General features: G+C 68.7%; 6 protein-coding genes. 4 read left to right on the forward strand and 2 right to left on the reverse strand.

What is annotated here, in order from left to right; all coding sequences use genetic code 11:
• Window positions 1–2: 2 nt before the first annotated feature.
• Both ACFFDA_RS15620 and ACFFDA_RS15625 read right to left on the reverse strand, forming a co-directional pair.
• Entirely contained in the window at window positions 3–1133 is a 1131-nt protein-coding gene (locus tag ACFFDA_RS15620) for a glycosyltransferase (RefSeq protein ID WP_404481560.1), read from the reverse strand.
• 1 nt (window position 1134) lies between these two features.
• Window positions 1135–2442: a glycosyltransferase family 4 protein gene (locus ACFFDA_RS15625; RefSeq protein ID WP_404481562.1), complete on the reverse strand. Its 1308-nt coding sequence runs from the start codon at window positions 2440–2442 to the stop codon at window positions 1135–1137.
• A 311-nt stretch (window positions 2443–2753) separates the two neighbouring features.
• Here ACFFDA_RS15625 and ACFFDA_RS15630 point away from each other — a divergent pair, with 311 nt between their 5' ends.
• The 4 genes from ACFFDA_RS15630 to ACFFDA_RS15645 all read left to right on the forward strand — a co-directional run bounded on the left by ACFFDA_RS15630 (window position 2754) and on the right by ACFFDA_RS15645 (window position 16744).
• Window positions 2754–4028, forward strand: coding sequence for a glycosyltransferase (locus ACFFDA_RS15630; protein ID WP_404481564.1), 1275 nt, complete (start codon window positions 2754–2756; stop codon window positions 4026–4028).
• Between the two features lie 3 nt (window positions 4029–4031).
• A complete protein-coding gene (locus ACFFDA_RS15635; protein ID WP_404481566.1) occupies window positions 4032–5195 on the forward strand; it encodes a glycosyltransferase family 2 protein in 1164 nt (387 codons plus the stop codon).
• 326 nt (window positions 5196–5521) lie between these two features.
• Window positions 5522–10177, forward strand: coding sequence for a MupA/Atu3671 family FMN-dependent luciferase-like monooxygenase (locus ACFFDA_RS15640; RefSeq protein WP_404481568.1), 4656 nt, complete (start codon window positions 5522–5524; stop codon window positions 10175–10177).
• An 18-nt stretch (window positions 10178–10195) separates the two neighbouring features.
• Window positions 10196–16744 (forward strand): type I polyketide synthase, encoded by a 6549-nt coding sequence (locus tag ACFFDA_RS15645; RefSeq protein WP_404481570.1) that lies wholly within the window; start codon window positions 10196–10198, stop codon window positions 16742–16744.
• Window positions 16745–16746: the final 2 nt, after the last annotated feature.

Below are 16746 nucleotides of genomic sequence, written 5' to 3' on the forward strand. Positions count from 1 at the left end.
CATCACCTCGCATCCATCGCCAGCAGGTCGAGATAGCGGTCCGCCACCTCGCGCTCGCTGAACTGGTCGAGCCAGCCACGCGCGATCGGCGGCGGCCGTTCGCACAGGACTTCGAGCATGGCGGTGCTCATCCGGTCCACGTCGCCGACCGGGACCAGCGTGCCACAGGCACCGTGGTTGAGCGCCTCGGCCGGTCCCGAGGGACAGTCGGTGGCGATCACCGGCGTACCGACCGCCAGCGCCTCGATCACGACATTGGCAAGGCTCTCGAAATCGGACGACAGCACCATAAGGTCGGCCTTGGCAACGTAGGCATGCGGGTTGGGCACGAAGCCCAGCAGCACGACGTCCTCCTGCAGGCCGAGTTCGGCGACGAGGTCCTCCAGCATCTGCCGTTCCGATCCGTTCCCCAGGATCACCAGCCGCGCCGGCATCCGCGCGCGCGCTTTCGCGAAAGCACGGATCAGCAGCGAGAAGTTCTTCTGCGGCTCCAGCCGTCCCACGCCGATGACGACCGGTGGCCCGTCGCCGGCGAACCAGGGATGGTCCACCGGCTCCTTCGACTGGGCGATGAGGCCGTCGCTGACGAGCGGGTTGTAGATGCAGGCTATCGTCTTGGGATCGATGCGGATCACCTTGGCGAGGTCGAGCGCTGTGCCTTTCGAAACCGCGACGATCCGGTCGGCGAAGGGATAGAGGTAGTGCGCCAACGGGAAGAACCAGAAGCGCGACTGCCAAGGCTTGGGCCCCGCGTGGTCGACGGATGGGAAGCAGTGCTCGGTCAGCATCAGGCGGAACTTGACCCCCGCCACCCAGCGCACGACCACCGCGTAGAGATTGGGGAAGCCGAAGCTGGCGCACATCACCGCGCTGGGCCTGGCCTCGCGGATGTAGCGCCGCAGCTTGAGCAGGCGCGCGATCGGCCCGCGGGCCTCCAGCACGTCGTAGCCAACGCCTTCAGGGATGAGCGTGCGAAAGGGCGAGTGGGGATTGTCCACGTCGACCACGATCGACGATCGGATGCCGCGGCGCAGGAATTCGCCGGCGAGGTTGAACACCACCCTGTCGACGCCGCCGTTGTGCAACTGGCGGGTATAGAACAGGATTTCGGGGCTGTCCGCGCGGGTCGCCATCTCAGCGCACCGCCTGGAGGATACCGGCGGTAGGCGCCCGGCTTGGTCGGAGACGTGCGCGGTCGGCATCGGCGGCGGCTTCCTCCAGCACCTCGAGCACCCGCCGCGCCTTGTCGGCCCAGCCGTGGCCCGCCGCCTCGAGATGGCGCCGTGCGGCGGTTCCCATCGAACGACGCATTTCGGGCGACGCCGCCATCCGCGCCATCGCCGCGGTCAGGCCGGAGATCACCTCCGCCTCCGAAGCCGGTTTGACCAAGAGGGCGCAGTCCGGCGAGGCATATTGCGCCGCCCCGCCCCAATCGATGCCGATCACCGGCAGTCCTACCGCCATCGCCTCCATCATCGCCATGCCCCCGCATTCGCGCAGCGACGGCGTGACGTAGACGTCCGTTTCGCGCAGCATGTCCTGGTACCGTTCGCGGCTCAGGCGGCCGTGCAGCATGACCTGCCCGCTCAGCCGCTCACGCCATACCTGCTGCCTGATCTCGTCGAACAGCTCGCCGTCGCCCACCAGGTGCAGCATGGCGCCTCCCGACCGCGCCAGTGGCGCGAAAGCGCTCACCAGCAGCCGGATGCCTTTCCAGTCCACGAAGCGACTGCAGAAGATGAACGAGACCGGCGCGCCCGGCACCGGCGCCGTCTCCGGCCGGGCCTTCCAACGTTCCAGGTCGACCGCGCTTTCCATGACTTCGTGTACCTTGCCGCGTACGCCGGGAGGCAAGGCGGCCCGCGTCTGCGCATTGGCGACGATCAGCGCCTGCGCACGCAGCTTGCCGGGAAACAGGCGGTGCAGCAACGCCGATCCGCGACGTGCCGCCGCGATCGCCAGCCGGCTGAAAGGCCCATCCATCCGCCTGAACGCAGGCGGCAGGTCCATGCCCCCGCTCATCGGGCCGATGACGACCGGCGCGCCAAGCCCGTGCAGGAAGCTGACCGTCTTGGCCGCGATCGGCGCCGGCTGGAACACCACGTCGATGTCGAAGGCGCGCACCATGTCGCGAGCGATACCCCGCATCCGCAGCTGGGTGAGCATCTGGATAAGCTGGTTGAACACCAGGTCCTCGACGCGATACGGGAAATGGCGGCCGAGCCGGAACACCAGCTTCTGCAGCGCCGAATCCTTCACGAAGCGTACCCTGGCGAACTGTTCGGGCGGCAGGTCGGCGCGCAAGTCCTCGCGGACCCGTTCGTGGCAGAGCAGGCGTACGTCCTGCCCGGCGGCGACGAACTGCTCGAAGTAGCAGCAGGGCAGCAGGGTTTCGCCGCTCAGCCGCAGCGAGGCGTTTTCGGCTACCATCAGGATGCGCATGTCGATCTCCGCCGGACGCCCGCCCTTGCGCCATCTCGGCAGCATTCCCCCGGCGATGTCGGCAGCCCTACGCTATCCGCCATCCGGCCCGCGCCCCAGACTGCGATCTACGTGGGCCAATCTCGGAAGGGCCTGAACACCACCGCGTTTCGGGGGGCGATAAGGTCGGATGGCCGCAAGCTGCCGGAAAGCGCAAAATTCCGGCCCTACACGCCGTGCCAGCCGCTTGAAGCGTAGAGGAAGAGCCCCCTTATGCCGCGCCATCGATCCCGCCACACGACCCCGGCCGCACTGCTCCACGGCTGGCGGGAATGACCCGGGTGGCTCGCGAAGAGCGGCGTGATGGCCGCCTCACACCGGAAGTGCCGGAACAGGCGCCGACGCGTATCGCCTACCTCACCAACGTCTATCCCAAGATCAGCCACAGCTTCATCCGCAACGAGATCCTGGCGCTGGAACGGATGGACTTCGAGGTCACCCGGCTGACAATCCGGCGCTCGCCCGACGCCTTCGCGGACCCGGCCGACGAGGAAGAGAATACGCATACGACAGCGCTCCTCGACGGCAACCTTGTCGCGATGCTGTGGTCTGCGATCGGCAGGCTGGTGAAGAGCCCGCGTGCCTTCTTCAAGGCCATGGGGGTCGCCGCGGCGACGTTCCGGCGCGGCTCGCAGGGACTGGTCCGATGCACGGCCTATTTCCTCGAGGCCTGCCGCCTCGCCGACCGCATGGAGCGCGACGGCCTGCGCCACGTCCACGTCCACTTCGGCACCAATCCCGCGACCGTCGCCCGGATCGCCAGCCGCCTCGGCGCGATAACCTACAGCCTGACCATGCATGGCCCCGACGAGTTCGACGCACCGGAAGGGCTCCAACTGGGCACGAAAGTCGCCGACGCGCGGTTCGTCATCGCGATCAGCGCCTTCGGGCGCAGCCAGATCATGCGCTGGTCCGATCCCGCCGACTGGTCGAAGATCGCGGTGGTGCGGTGTGGCAGCGATCCGCTGTTCATGCATCACGTCACGCCCATCGTCGATACCGGGCTGACCGACAATACCCTCGTCTGCGTGGCCCGGCTCAGCCCGCAAAAGGGGATCATGCTGTTGATCGAAGCTGCGGCGATCGTCGCGCAGACGCACGAGTTCCACCTCAACATCATCGGCGACGGACCGATGCGCGCGGAACTGGAAGCACAGATCGAGGCCCACGGCCTGGAGGACGTGGTCACCCTGAGCGGCTGGCTGGACCGGCGAAGCATCTGGCGCGAACTGCTCGCCTCGCGCGCGCTCGTCCTGCCGAGCTTCGCCGAGGGCCTTCCGGTCGTCATCATGGAAGCTCTGGCGATGGGGCGCCCGGTCATTGCCACGGCGATCAGCGGAATACCCGAACTGGTCGATCGCGAGACCGGGTGGGTCATACCGGCCGGCTCGGTGACCGCGCTCGTCAATGCCATGATCGCGGCTCTGGTTACGCCGACCGAGCAGTTGCGCGCCATGGGGGAGACCGGCCGGCAGCGCGTCAGGGCGGGGCACGACATCGACGAGAACGTACCCGATCTCGCCGATCTCCTGCGTCCGTTGGCCTAGCCGATGCTGGGCCTTCTCACCTGGGCGCTTGCCGCCGCCGCCGGACTTCCGCTGCTGATGCTCGCGGCCGAATGCATTCTGGGCTCGAACCCGAGGATCAAGTCCCCCTACGTCCTGCCGCCGCCCTTCACTGTCCTGATCCCCGCACACGACGAGGCGGACGGCATCGCTGCGGTGATACGCGCGGTGCGCGCGCAACTGCGGCCCTGCGACGGCGTGCTCGTGGTGGCCGACAACTGCACCGACGACACCGCCGCGATCGCTGCCGCCTGCGGCGCCGACGTGGTCGAGCGTCACGATCCCAAGCGTCGCGGCAAGGCCTATGCGCTTGCCTTCGGTCGCGAGGTCCTGCGCGCGCAGCCGACCGCGCTGGTCATCGTCGTGGATGCGGACTGCGTGCCCACGCGCGGTGCCCTGCCCCGTCTGGCGGCGCATGCCGCCGGCCATGGCGCCACCGTGCAGGCATGCTACCTGCTCAAGGTCCCCGCCGACGCGACGCCGCTGGTGCGGCTTTCGACATTCGCATTCATGATAAAGAACCTCGTTCGCCAGCGCGGGCTTCAGCGACTGGGCGGCGGCGCCCTGCTGCAAGGCACCGGCATGGCGTTCCCCTGGCCGGTCTTCGATACCGCCCCGCTGGAAACCGCCTCGCTGGTGGAGGACCTGGAACTCGGCCTCGAGCTGCGGTTGGCGGGGCGGCCGGTGCGCTTCGATTCCGGTTCGGTCTTCACCAGTTCGGCGAGTGGCCAGTCGGCCACCGAAGGGCAGCGCACGCGATGGGAACATGGCTCGATCGCGACCGCGCGCTCCTACGTGCCGCGCCTGCTGCGGGCGGGGTTGCTGGGTCGTCCGGCGTTGCTGGTGCTTGCGGCCGACCTTTCGATCCCGCCTCTCGCCCTGCTCGCCGGGATCGACATGGCGATCTGGCTGGCGCTGGGGTTGCTGGCCGTGCTGACGGGTAACGCCGCGCCCCTGCTCGTGCTGACAGCGATCAGTGCGGTCGCGATCGCGGCGCTCGCTTTCACCTGGCTACGGCTGGGACGGGACGTGCTCCCGCCTGCCATGGCCGCCTACCTGCCGCGCTACCTGCTGTGGAAGCTGCCGATCTACCGGCGGCTCGCCGGCGACCGGCAGACCTTGTGGGTGCGGACCAGTCGCAAGCCCTGACCGGCAACCCTGCCTCAAACGGACTCGAATACTGGGCTTATGCCATTTAAAATCGCAAACAACTGATAGAATAAGAGTAAAAAATGCACAGTGGTGATTTGTGATACCGTAAAACGTGAAATTACACAGATCTCCAAGCCATCATATGAAACTTGAATAGATTTCTGGAATATCGGGAACTCTATGCAAACGCACTGCGTGCGATGGGGGGAATTAATGCACCTTGCGATCCAGATTATATCGCCGACTGGGGGATTTGCGCCAGCCGACACCGCGCAGTTCGCCGGATTCGTAGCCCGCCAGGGTGCCGGCCACACGGTGACCGCATGACTTCCTTCGCGCCAAGCCCGCTGCGGTGCGTTCTTGTCGGCTCGGAACGGCTGCTGATCGAATGCGCCGCCAAGCTGCAGGACCGCGGCCACCAGATCCTCGCGATCATCACCGACCAGGCGCCGATCCTCGACTGGGCGCGCGGCGAACAGATCCCCGTGCTGGACCGTCCGGGCGCCCTGCCCGCCGCCGGCCTGCCCCCGTTCGACTACCTGTTCAGCATAACCAACCTGCGCCGGCTGTCGTCCGAAGTGATCGAGATGCCGACACGCGCGGCGATCAACTTCCATGACGGCCTGCTGCCGGACTATGCCGGCCTCAACACGCCAGTCTGGGCCCTGATGAACGGCGAGGCACGGCACGGCATCTCCTGGCACCTGATGACCGCGGACATCGACGCCGGTGACCTGTTGCTGACCCGCTCCTTCGATCTCGATGCGGACGACAGCGCCCTTTCGGTGAATACCAAGTGCTTCGTCGCCGCGATCGACAGTTTCGATGCATTGGTCGCCGGGCTGGAATCCGACACGCTCGCCCCGCGCGGACAGGGCGACGCGACCGGCCGTCTCTACGGCCTCGCCGCCCGCCCCGCCGCTGCCGGAACGATCGACTGGAGCACCGACGCGAGAGACATCGCGCGCCTGGTGCGGGCACTCGACCATGGCACGTATGCCAATCCGCTGGGCGCGGCAAAGACCAGCCTCAACGGCAAGGTGATGCTGGTCGGCACCGCCTCGGTTCTCTCCTGGCGGTCGGAGCAGGCACCCGGCACCATCGTCGCCATTGACGAGGACGGCCTCGTCGTCGCGACGGCGAGCGAGGACCTGCGCATCGGCGGCCTGACGACGTGCGGCGGCACGCCGATCCGGGCGGTCCCTCCGGGCGAGCACGGTCTCGCCCCCGGCGTGCGGCTCGATTCGCCTTCGCCCCGGCAATGCGAGGATCTTTCGGCCCTGAACGCCGCGGTCGGCAAGTTCGAACCGTGGTGGCGCCGCCGGCTGGCCCGGCGGCAACCCCTGCAACTGCCTCAGGTCGACCGCAGCGGCATCGACGCCGCGCCGCGCCTCGCCCATGTCGACCTGCCGATAGCGAACCCGCCGACCGACCGCACCGTCATGGCCGCGCTGGTCGCCTGCCTCGCCCGCGTGGCCGACAAGCCGTCGTTCGACCTGGGCTATGCCGATCCCATTCTCACCAGCCAGTACGATGGACTGGCGGCGTGGTTCTCGCCACAACTGCCGCTCGGCGTCACCGTCGATTTCACGCGCGGCCTCACGGACCTGCGCGAAGGACTTTGCGCCGAAATCCGCCAGATCCGTCGCAGGATCGGCCACGCCGCCGACATCTTCGCACGCAGCCCGGAACTGCGCACGGATAATGGCGACGATCCTTCCACGCTGCCGGTCGCGGTCGTGGTGGTCGAGGATTTCGACGAGGCTGCGCCGCGGCCCGGCGCCGACTTGACCGTCGCCTTGCTCGCCGACAACAGCGCTTCGCGCTGGTTCCACGATCCGCGCAAGCTCGACGCCGCCGCCATCGGCACGATGCAGGCCGGTTTCCTGACTCTGCTGGCGGCGGCACAAGTGTCGCCGGACGCGCCCGTGGGCGAACTGCCGCTGCTGGCACCCGAAGACTTGCGCCGCGTCGTCGAGGACTGGAACGCCACCGAGGTCGAAACCCGCCGCGAGCTGTGCATCCACGACCTCTTCGCCGAACAGGTCGCGAGGACGCCCGAAAGCCTCGCCGTCACCTGCCGGGGCAAGGCGCTGACTTACGCCGAACTAGATGCCCGCTCGAACCAGCTCGCCCATCAGCTCCGCGCGCTCGGCGTCGGGCCCGACGTACTGGTCGGCCTCCACGCCGGCCGCTCGGTCGACCTGCTTGTCGCGCTGATCGCCATCCACAAGGCGGGCGGCGCCTACGTGCCGCTGGACCCGACCTACCCGCACGATCGCATCGCCTACATGATCGAGGACTCGCGCGCGGCGATCATCATCACCGACAGTGCCCTGGTCCCCGCACTACCGCCGACCGAGGCGACGATCCTGTGCCTGGACACGGACTGGCCCTTCATCTCCACCCGGCCGACCGATCCGGTCGCGCCGCTGGCCGGCCCGCAGCACCTCGCCTACGTGATCTATACCTCGGGCTCCACCGGCAAGCCCAAGGGCGTCATGGTGGAGCACCGCAATGCCGTGAACTTCTTCGCCGGGATGGACCTCAAGATCGAGGCCCCGGGAACCTGGCTCGCCGTGACCAGCCTCAGCTTCGACATCTCGGTGCTGGAGCTGTGCTGGACCCTGACGCGCGGCTTCCACGTCGTCCTGGCCACGAACGACGATATCAAGGCCGCGCCCGTGGCCGAAGCGCCCGAGGCGCCGGTCGAGTTCAGCCTCTTCTACTTCCCCAGCGCCGACGCCGCCAGCGCCGCCGACCAGTATCGACTCCTGCTGGAAGGCGCGCGGTTCGCCGACACCCACGGCTTCACTGCCGTATGGACCCCCGAGCGCCATTTCCACGCATTCGGTGGCCTCTATCCCAACCCCTCGGTGGCCGGCGCGGCGATCGCGGCGATCACCAGCAGGGTCCAGATCCGCGGCGGCAGCGTGGTCCTGCCGTTGCATCATCCGATCCGCGTGGCCGAGGAGTGGTCGCTGGTCGACAACTTGTCCAACGGACGCGTGGGCATATCCTTCGCCGCCGGCTGGCAGCCCAACGACTTCGTGCTCAAGCCCGAGAACTTCGCCGACCGCAACGGCGCGATGATGCGCGGGATCGAGACCGTGCGCGCCCTGTGGCGCGGCGAGGCGCGGCCTTTCCCCGGGCCGCTCGGAAGCGACGTCGAGACCCGCATCTATCCCCGGCCAGTGCAGCGCGAACTGCCGACCTGGATCACCTCGGCCGGCAATGCCGATACGTTCGCCGCAGCGGGCACGGCGGGCACCTTCCTGCTTACCCATCTGCTCGGCCAGACGGTCGAGGAACTGGCGGTCAAGATCGCGCGCTATCGCGCCGCCTGGAAAGCCGCGGGCCATGCTGGCGAGGGCCATGTCACGCTGATGCTGCACAGCTTCGTGGGCCATGACGCCAAAGCGATCAAGGAGGCCGTGCGGGCGCCGATGATCGCGTATCTGCGCACCTCTACCGACCTCGTGAAGAAGTTCGCCTGGTCCTTCCCCGCCTTCAAGCGCCGCCCCGGCATGGAGGAATCCAGCGCCCACACCGACTTGTCCGGCATCACCGACGATGAGATGGACGCGCTCCTCGAATATGCCTTCGATCGCTACTACGAGACCAGCGGCCTGTTCGGCACCCCGCAGGACTGCCTGGAGATGGTCGGCCGCGTGCGCGGCGCCGGTGTCGACGAGATAGGCTGCCTGATCGACTTCGGCCTACCAGTGCAGCAGGTGCTCGACCACCTTCCGGCGCTCGACGCATTGCGCCAGCTGGCGAACCCGCCGCAGGTCGAGGCGGCAAGCCTGCCCGTGCTGATGGAGCGGCACGGCGTGACCCATCTCCAGTGCACGCCTTCTATGGCGCACATGCTCGTCGCCGAGGAGGCCGCACGGACCCGTCTGGCCGGCCTCACCCGGCTGATGATCGGCGGCGAGGCCTTCCCGCCCGCCCTGGCGCACGAACTGCACGAACTCGCCGGCGACGCCGTGATGAACATGTACGGGCCGACCGAAACCACCATCTGGTCGGCCGTCCACAAGCTCGACGGGGCACCCGGCGCGGTGCCGCTGGGTCGGCCGCTCGCCAACCAGCAGGTCTACATCCTCGATGGCCGCCAGCAGCCCTGCCCTCCGGGCATTCCGGGCGAACTGGTGATCGGCGGCGAGGGCGTGGTGCGCGGCTACCTGTTCCGGCCCGAACTGACGGCGGAGCGTTTCATCGCCCACCCCTTCAGGCCGGGCGCGCGCGCTTACCGCACCGGCGACCTCGCCCGGCAGCGGGCGGACGGCACGCTCGAGTTCCTGGGCCGGCTGGACCACCAGATCAAGATACGGGGATATCGCATCGAACTCGGCGAGATCGAGGCGGTCCTCAGCAGTCACCCCGATGTGGAGCAAGCGATTGTCTCTGCACGGGAGGACACTCCGGGGGATGTTCGTTTGGTCGGGTACTACGTGCCAGCAACGGTTGTCACACCCCCTGTGGACACGCTGCGTGACCATATGCGCGCACATCTCCCGGAGTTCATGGTTCCTGCCCTCCTGATGGAAATGCGCACCCTGCCGAGGACACCCAACGGCAAGGTGGATCGCAGCGCCCTGCCCGCCCCGCAAGGCGATGCGAGCTCCCCCGGCGGCGACTACGTCGCCCCGGGGGACGCCATGGAAGAGAAAGTCGCGGGCATCTGGCGCGAGGTACTCAAGCTCGACAGGGTCGGCACCCGCGACAACTTCTTCGACATCGGCGGGCATTCGCTACTTGCGGTGCAGGTCCACCGCGCCTTGCGCGCGGCACTGGACCGGCCGCTGCCGCTGACCGACATCTTCCGTTTCCCGACCGTGCAGACGCTCAGCGCGCACCTCTCCGGTAGCGGCGACGGGGACGTGGCCACGCAGCAGGGTCAGGCTCGGGCAGCGGGTCGCAGGGCGGCACTGGAACGGCGTCGGGGCACCAGGGCGCCGCTCGCAACACAATAATCAGGGTGGGACAAAGCCATGTATCGCAACGATGAGCACTTCGAAGGCGAGTTTCCTGCGGCTCAGGGTGGCGGCATCGAGAACGCGGTTGCCATCGTCGGCATGTCGTGCCGGTTTGCCGGCGCGCGCGGGCTCGAGGCCTACTGGGACATGCTGCGCGGCGGAATCGAGGGCATAGAGCACTATTCCGAAGACGCCCTGCTTGCCGCGGGCGTCGATCCGCGCATGCTGGCCCGGCCCAACTACATCCGTGCCGGCGCCCCCCTCGCCGACATGGAGTGCTTCGATGCAGCGCTGTTCGGTCTAAGCCCGCGCGATGCCGCGATCATGGACCCGCAGCATCGCCATTTCCTGGAATGCGCATGGGAGGCGATGGAGGACGCCGGCCATGTCTCGAACCGGGTCCCGGGCGCGATCGGCGTGTTCGGGGGGACCGGACACAACGCCTATCTCTTCAGCAACCTGCTGAGCAACCCCAAGCTGCTGCGCGACGTGGGTCCGTTCCTGCTGCGCCACACCGGCAACGACAAGGACTTCCTGTCGACCCGCGTATCCTACCTGCTCGACCTAAAGGGCCCCAGCGTCAACGTGCAGACCGCCTGCTCGACCTCGCTGGTCGCCATCCACACGGCCGTGCAGAGCCTGCTGAACGGCGAGTGCGACATGGCATTGGCCGGCGCCGCCTCGATCGAACTGCCGCATGCGCAAGGCTACCTCTACGAGGAAGGCGAGATCACCAGCGCCGACGGCCACTGCCGGCCGTTCGATGCCGATTCCACCGGCGCCGTGTTCGGCAGCGGGGTCGGCATCGTCGTGCTGCGCCGGCTGGAAGACGCCATCGCCGACAACGACCACATCCACGCCGTCATCCGCGGCTCGGCCGTCAACAACGACGGCTCGGGCAAGGTCAGCTACCTCAGCCCCAGCGTCGACGGCCATGCCAGCGTCGTCAGCGAGGCGCTGGACGTCGCGCAAGTCGACGCGCGCTCGATCGGCTACGTCGAGGCGCACGGCACCGGAACGCGCGTGGGCGACCCGATCGAGATCGCCGCACTGAGCCAGGCCTATCGCCGCCACACCGGCGACACCGGCTACTGCCGCATCGGCTCGGTGAAGGGCAACATCGGCCACACCGACACTGCCGCCGGGGTGGCCAGCGTCATCAAGGTCGCCCTGTCGATGCGCCATGGCGCCATTGCCCCGACGCTGCACTACCGCAGCCCGAACCCGGCCTGCGACTTCGCGGACAGCCCCTTCGCCGTCGCCGGCGAACTCCAGTCCTGGCCCCGCCTTCCCGGCCGTCCACGCCGCGCTGGCGTCAGCTCGCTCGGAGTCGGTGGCACCAATGCCCATGTCGTGCTGGAGGAAGCGCCGGTGCGCGCACCGGGCAGCGCCAGCCGTCCGTGGCAGTTGCTCACCCTTTCGGCCCAGACCGCGACCGCCCTCGAGGCGAACGCCGCCGCGCTGGCCGCGCATCTCGCCAGCCACCCGGATGCGGATCTCGCCGATGTCGCCTATACCCTGGGCACGGGCCGCAAGGCCCTACCCCATCGCCGCATCGTCGTCGCCCGCGACGGCGCCGGGGCCGTGGAAGCGCTCCGCCCGCCCACCTCGGCGCGCCCCCAGAAGCCGGTCCAGGCCGGCACCGATCGCCGGGTCGCGTTCCAGTTCTGCGGCGCCGGTGCGCAATATGCGGGGATGGGCGCCGACCTCTATGCCAGCGAGCCGCTGTTCCGTGCCGTGATCGACGAGTGCCTGGCGCATATCGCGAAGGAAGAAGGAGACGTGCTGCGGCAGTGGCTCCATCCCGATGAGCAGCACGCCGCACAAGCCGAGGAGGCGATGCAGCGCCCGTCCATCGCCCTGCCCCTGCTCTTCGCCGTTCAGGTCGCCCTCGCGCGGCTGTGGATGTCGTGGGGCGTCGCTCCATCGGCGATGATCGGCCACAGCTCGGGTGAATATGCCGCCGCCCACCTCGCCGGGGTGTTCAGCCTCGCCGATGCCCTGACGGTAGTGCGCGCCCGTGGCCGCCTGTTCGAGACGCTGCCCAAGGGCAGCATGCTCAGTGTCCCCATGACCGAGGCGGACCTCAAGCCGATGCTGCCGCCGGAGCTGTCGATCGCGGCGGTGAACGGTCCCAAGCTGGTCGTCGTCTCCGGACCGACCCCGCAGGTCGAAGCCCTCGGCGCGCGGCTGGCCGCGCTGGAGGTGGAAACGCAACGGGTGGGCATCTCGGTCGCCGCGCATTCGATGATGCTCGACCCGATCCTCGAGCGGTTCCGGCAGGTCCTCGCTTCCGTCACCCTCAAGGCGCCTGCTCTCGCCTTCGTCTCCAACCTGACCGGCGACTGGATCACGGCAGCGCAGGCGACCGATCCGGAATACTGGGTCCGGCACTTGCGCCAGCCCGTGCGCTTCACCGACGGCCTTTCGCGCCTGCTGGAAGACCCCGAGCGGGTCCTCCTGGAAGTCGGCCCGGGCCGCGTGCTGTCCAGCCTCGCGCGCCAGCACCCCGACCGCTCCCCCGAGCAGCCGGCGTTCAATTCGATGCGCCACAAGGACGAGCACAAGGCCTCGGACCTTGCCCACCTGCTCGAAACGCTGGGCAACCTGTGGGCTTCCGGCGTGGCTCCGGACTGGGATGCGTACTGGGCCGCCGAACGCCGCCTGCGCGTACCGCTGCCGACCTACCGCTTCGACCGCCAGCGCCACTGGTTCGAGCCGGGCGCCGCCGCGCTCGCTGCCGCCGGGCACGACGACTTCTCGCCCGACCTGCCGCTGCCCCGGCACACCGACCTCGGCGACTGGCTCTACGAGCCGATCTGGCAGCGCTCGACGCAGCAGGCGACCACGGAAGTCGCGCCCGTGACCCTGATCTTCGAGGACGACGCCGGGCTCGGTCCCTGCCTGGGCGCGGGCTTGCGCAGCCGGGGGGGCCGGGTCGTGACGGTGCGGCCGGGCCGGCGCTTCCGCGCGTTGGAAGACGGCAACTTCGAGATCAACATCCGCGCGGCCGAGGACTATAGCCGCCTGGTCACCGTGCTCGCCAACCGCGACCTGATGCCTGGCCACATCCACCATCTCTGGCTCGTCACCGGCGACAAGGCGCACGACGTCGCCACCCTCCAGGACCGCGGCCTCTACAGCCTCGTCTTCCTGGCCCAGGCCCTTGGCGAGAGGGACACCGGACCCATCGCCATCGCGGTGGTCACCGACGGCGTCCAGCGTGTGTCCGACGAAGGTGGGCTGGTGCCCGCAAAGGCGACGATCCTGGGCCCCAGCCGCGTCATCCCCAGCGAGTACCCCGAGATCAGCCTGCGCAACGTCGACTTGCGGCTGCCGCCCCGCAGCAGCCCCGCCTGGCCGGCCCTGCGCGACATGCTGGTGGCGGAACTCGCCCAGCCCGATGACGCGGACGTCGTCGCCTATCGCGCGTCCGAGCGGTGGGTCGGGCACTTCGCCCCTGCCCGCGCCGCCGGCGTGGCGCCGATCTCGCCGATCACCACCGACTGCCGCCCCAAGCAGGAAGGCGTCTACCTCATCACCGGCGGGTTCGGCGGGCTCGGCCTGGTCGTCGCCGGCCATCTCGCCCAGACCTGCAGTGCCCGGCTGGCGCTGGTGGCCCGCAAGCCGCTACCTCCGCGCACCCAGTGGCAGGACATCATGGCCCGCGCCGGAGCCGATCCGCTCGCCCAGAAGATCCGCAAGATCCGCGCGATCGAGGCCGCCGGCGGCGAAGTCATGCTGATCGTCGCCGACGTCTGCAACGTGCGCGACATGCAGCGGGCCGTCCGTCAGATCCGCAGGCACTGGGGGCCGATCGACGGGGTGTTCCACACCGCAGGCGTGATCGACGACGGGCTGCTCCAGCTCAAGACCCGCGCCTCGATGGAGCGCGTGCTGTCGCCCAAGCTGCACGGAACGCTCGCCCTGCATGCCGCGCTGGAAGAGGAACACCCCGATTTCCTGATGCTGTTTTCCTCGATCAGCGCGTTCGCGGGCCTGCCGGGACAGGCCGACTACGCTGCCGCCAATGCCTTCCTCGACGCTTACGCCCAGAGCCGCCGGGACGACGCCACCAATGTCGTCTCCATCGGCTGGAGCCGCTGGCAGGACGTGGGCATGGCCGCCGACCTCGCCGACCAGGCCGCTTCCGACCGGGCGACCGGGCCACTGGGCAGCGGCTCGAAGATGAACCACCCGTTCCTCGACACCATGCACCGGCTGGCGACTTCGGAACTGGTGGTCGAGGCCACGCTGACGCCCGATCGCCACTGGCTGCTCGACGAGCACCGCATGGCGGATGGTTCGGCGCTGGTCCCCGGCACCGGCTTCCTGGAACTGGTCCGGGCCGCGTTCGAAGGCGTCGAGACCGGACCCGTCGAACTCGGCGAGATCCTTTTCCTGTCGCCCTTCGCGGTCGCCGATGGCCAGAGCCGGGACTTGCGCATCCACATGCACTTGCGCGGCGACGGGGACTGGCGCTTCGCCATCCTCGGCCGCGCGACGGATGCGCCCGCGGACCTGGGCTGGACCGAACATGTCCGCGGCGTCGTCCGCCGTCTGGCGGAACCAGCCTCCAAGCCCCTCGACCTCGAGGCGCTGATGCAGCGCTGCCCGACCGAAGGCGATGCCGGAGCGCTGATGGACGCGTCCTCGCTGATGCACTTCGGACCACGGTGGAACTCCGTCCGGCACTTGCACGTCGGAAACGCCGAGGCGGTGCTGGAACTCGTGCTCGACCGCCAGTTCGAACGCGACCTGGGCCTCATCGCGCTGCACCCCGCCCTGCTCGATTTCGCGACGGCAGGGGCGCAGTGCCTGATCCCCGGCCGCCGGCCCGGGGCCGACTTCTTCGCCCCCGCCTCCTACGGCTCGATCCGGCTGTACGATGCGCTGCCCAAGCGCCTGTTCAGCCACGTGATCTGCCGTCCCGCCACCAGCGAGAACGTCGCCATATTCGACGTCACCCTGGCTGACGGACAAGGCCGGATCATCGCCGAGATCACCGAATTCACGATGCTGAGGATCTCGGACACCGCGCGCCTGACCATCGCTGACACCGCACCGACGCGGGCGACGAACCGGCCGCCCGCGATCGAACCGGCCACTGACGGACTTGTCGCCGCCGAGGGGCTGGCCATCATCGAGCGTCTTCTCGCCGGCGGCCGCGCCAGCCACCTGATCGTATCGCCGACCGAACTGGCCCCTACCCTCGCTCGCATGCGCGCACCCTACCAGCCCGAAACCGCGATCGAGCGCGACGACGAGGCGCCCGGCGACAATCCCCCGGTAACATCGGCCGAGCGGATCATCGCCGAGATCTGGAGCGAGATGCTGGGCGTGCGGCATATCCAGCGCGAAGATGATTTCTTCGACCTGGGCGGCCACTCGCTGCTGGGCGTGCAGTTCATGAACCGCCTGCGCAAGCGGACCGGCAAGCAGTTGCCGCTGGCGACCCTGCTCGAAACGGCGACGGTCGAGAAGCTGGGACGGTTGATAGACCCGGACGGCGCCGCGGACGAGGTCGGCCAGGGCGCGGGCACGGCGATCCCCGAAGAGACCGATGCCCCGGCCAGCCGCAAGATCATCACTATCCGGCCAGGCTCGCGCAAGACCCCGCTCTTCCTGGTCCACGACGGGCTCGGCGAGACGCTGCTCTACCGGGCGCTGGCGATGCGCATGGACCCCGACCGCCCGGTGATGGGCATCGAGCCCGACCGCTACCCCGGTGGCACCTATTTGCATACCGGCATCGCCGAGATGGCGAGCGCCTACATCGCCCGGATGCAGACGGTCCAGCCGCACGGGCCCTACCTTGTCGCCGGCCTTTGCGCAGGGGGCGTGATCGCCTTCGAGATGGCACGCCAGCTTCAGGACATGGGCGAGACCACCGCGTTCGTCGGCATCATCGACGCGGCAGACGTGGAGGCGCACAAGAAGTCGTTCTACATCACCCGTACCCGCATCCAGCGCGTCCGCGCGCTCCTGCGCGGCGACACGGCCGGGGAGACGCCGACGATGGCGCTACTCGCCCGCCGCGCCGTCAACGCCGTGGTCTACGACGTTTCGACCCGCCTCGAATGGATGCGCCGCACCCGTACCGTGGCGCGGATGGCGGACGCCCCCGTCGGGGTGAACGACGATGCGTCCCTGGATGCCGGTGCGACGCCCGCGAACCTTTCTTTCCTGCACCTCTACGAAGTCGCGCACCGGGCTCATCGTCCGACCGGGCTTTTCGACGGCGGCGAGGTCGTCCTGTTCAAGGCCACGCGCGGGACGGGAGCCGACGACGACGTCCCCTACATCGATCTCTATACCGACTGCATCTTCGGCTGGGGCAAGCGCGTCGCCGGCGACGTCACCGTCGTTTCGGTGCCCGGTGGCCATACCAGCGTGCTGCAGGAAGCCAACGTCGACGTCCTTGCCAGCGCCATGCGCGAAGCCATCGTCCGCGCCTGCCCGACCGAGTTTGTCACCCCGTTGCCGATCCCGCTGAAGGCACCGCCGACCGCCGAGATGGACTTCGGCCGCACGCCCGCCGTGGCTGCCCTGCAGTCGCTGTGAAA

It is taken from the genome of Novosphingobium sp. BL-52-GroH, assembly GCF_044813085.1.
Classification (GTDB): Bacteria; Pseudomonadota; Alphaproteobacteria; order Sphingomonadales; family Sphingomonadaceae; genus Novosphingobium.

What these genes read in the sequence shown, in the direction of transcription:
- ACFFDA_RS15620 (WP_404481560.1), bottom strand. Translation starts at nt 1,133, where the DNA reads ATGGCGACCCGCGCGGACAGCCCCGAAATCCTGTTCTATACCCGCCAG.
- ACFFDA_RS15625 (WP_404481562.1), bottom strand. Translation starts at nt 2,442, where the DNA reads ATGCGCATCCTGATGGTAGCCGAAAACGCCTCGCTGCGGCTGAGCGGC.
- ACFFDA_RS15630 (WP_404481564.1), top strand. Translation starts at nt 2,754, where the DNA reads ATGACCCGGGTGGCTCGCGAAGAGCGGCGTGATGGCCGCCTCACACCG.
- ACFFDA_RS15635 (WP_404481566.1), top strand. Translation starts at nt 4,032, where the DNA reads ATGCTGGGCCTTCTCACCTGGGCGCTTGCCGCCGCCGCCGGACTTCCG.
- ACFFDA_RS15640 (WP_404481568.1), top strand. Translation starts at nt 5,522, where the DNA reads ATGACTTCCTTCGCGCCAAGCCCGCTGCGGTGCGTTCTTGTCGGCTCG.
- ACFFDA_RS15645 (WP_404481570.1), top strand. Translation starts at nt 10,196, where the DNA reads ATGTATCGCAACGATGAGCACTTCGAAGGCGAGTTTCCTGCGGCTCAG.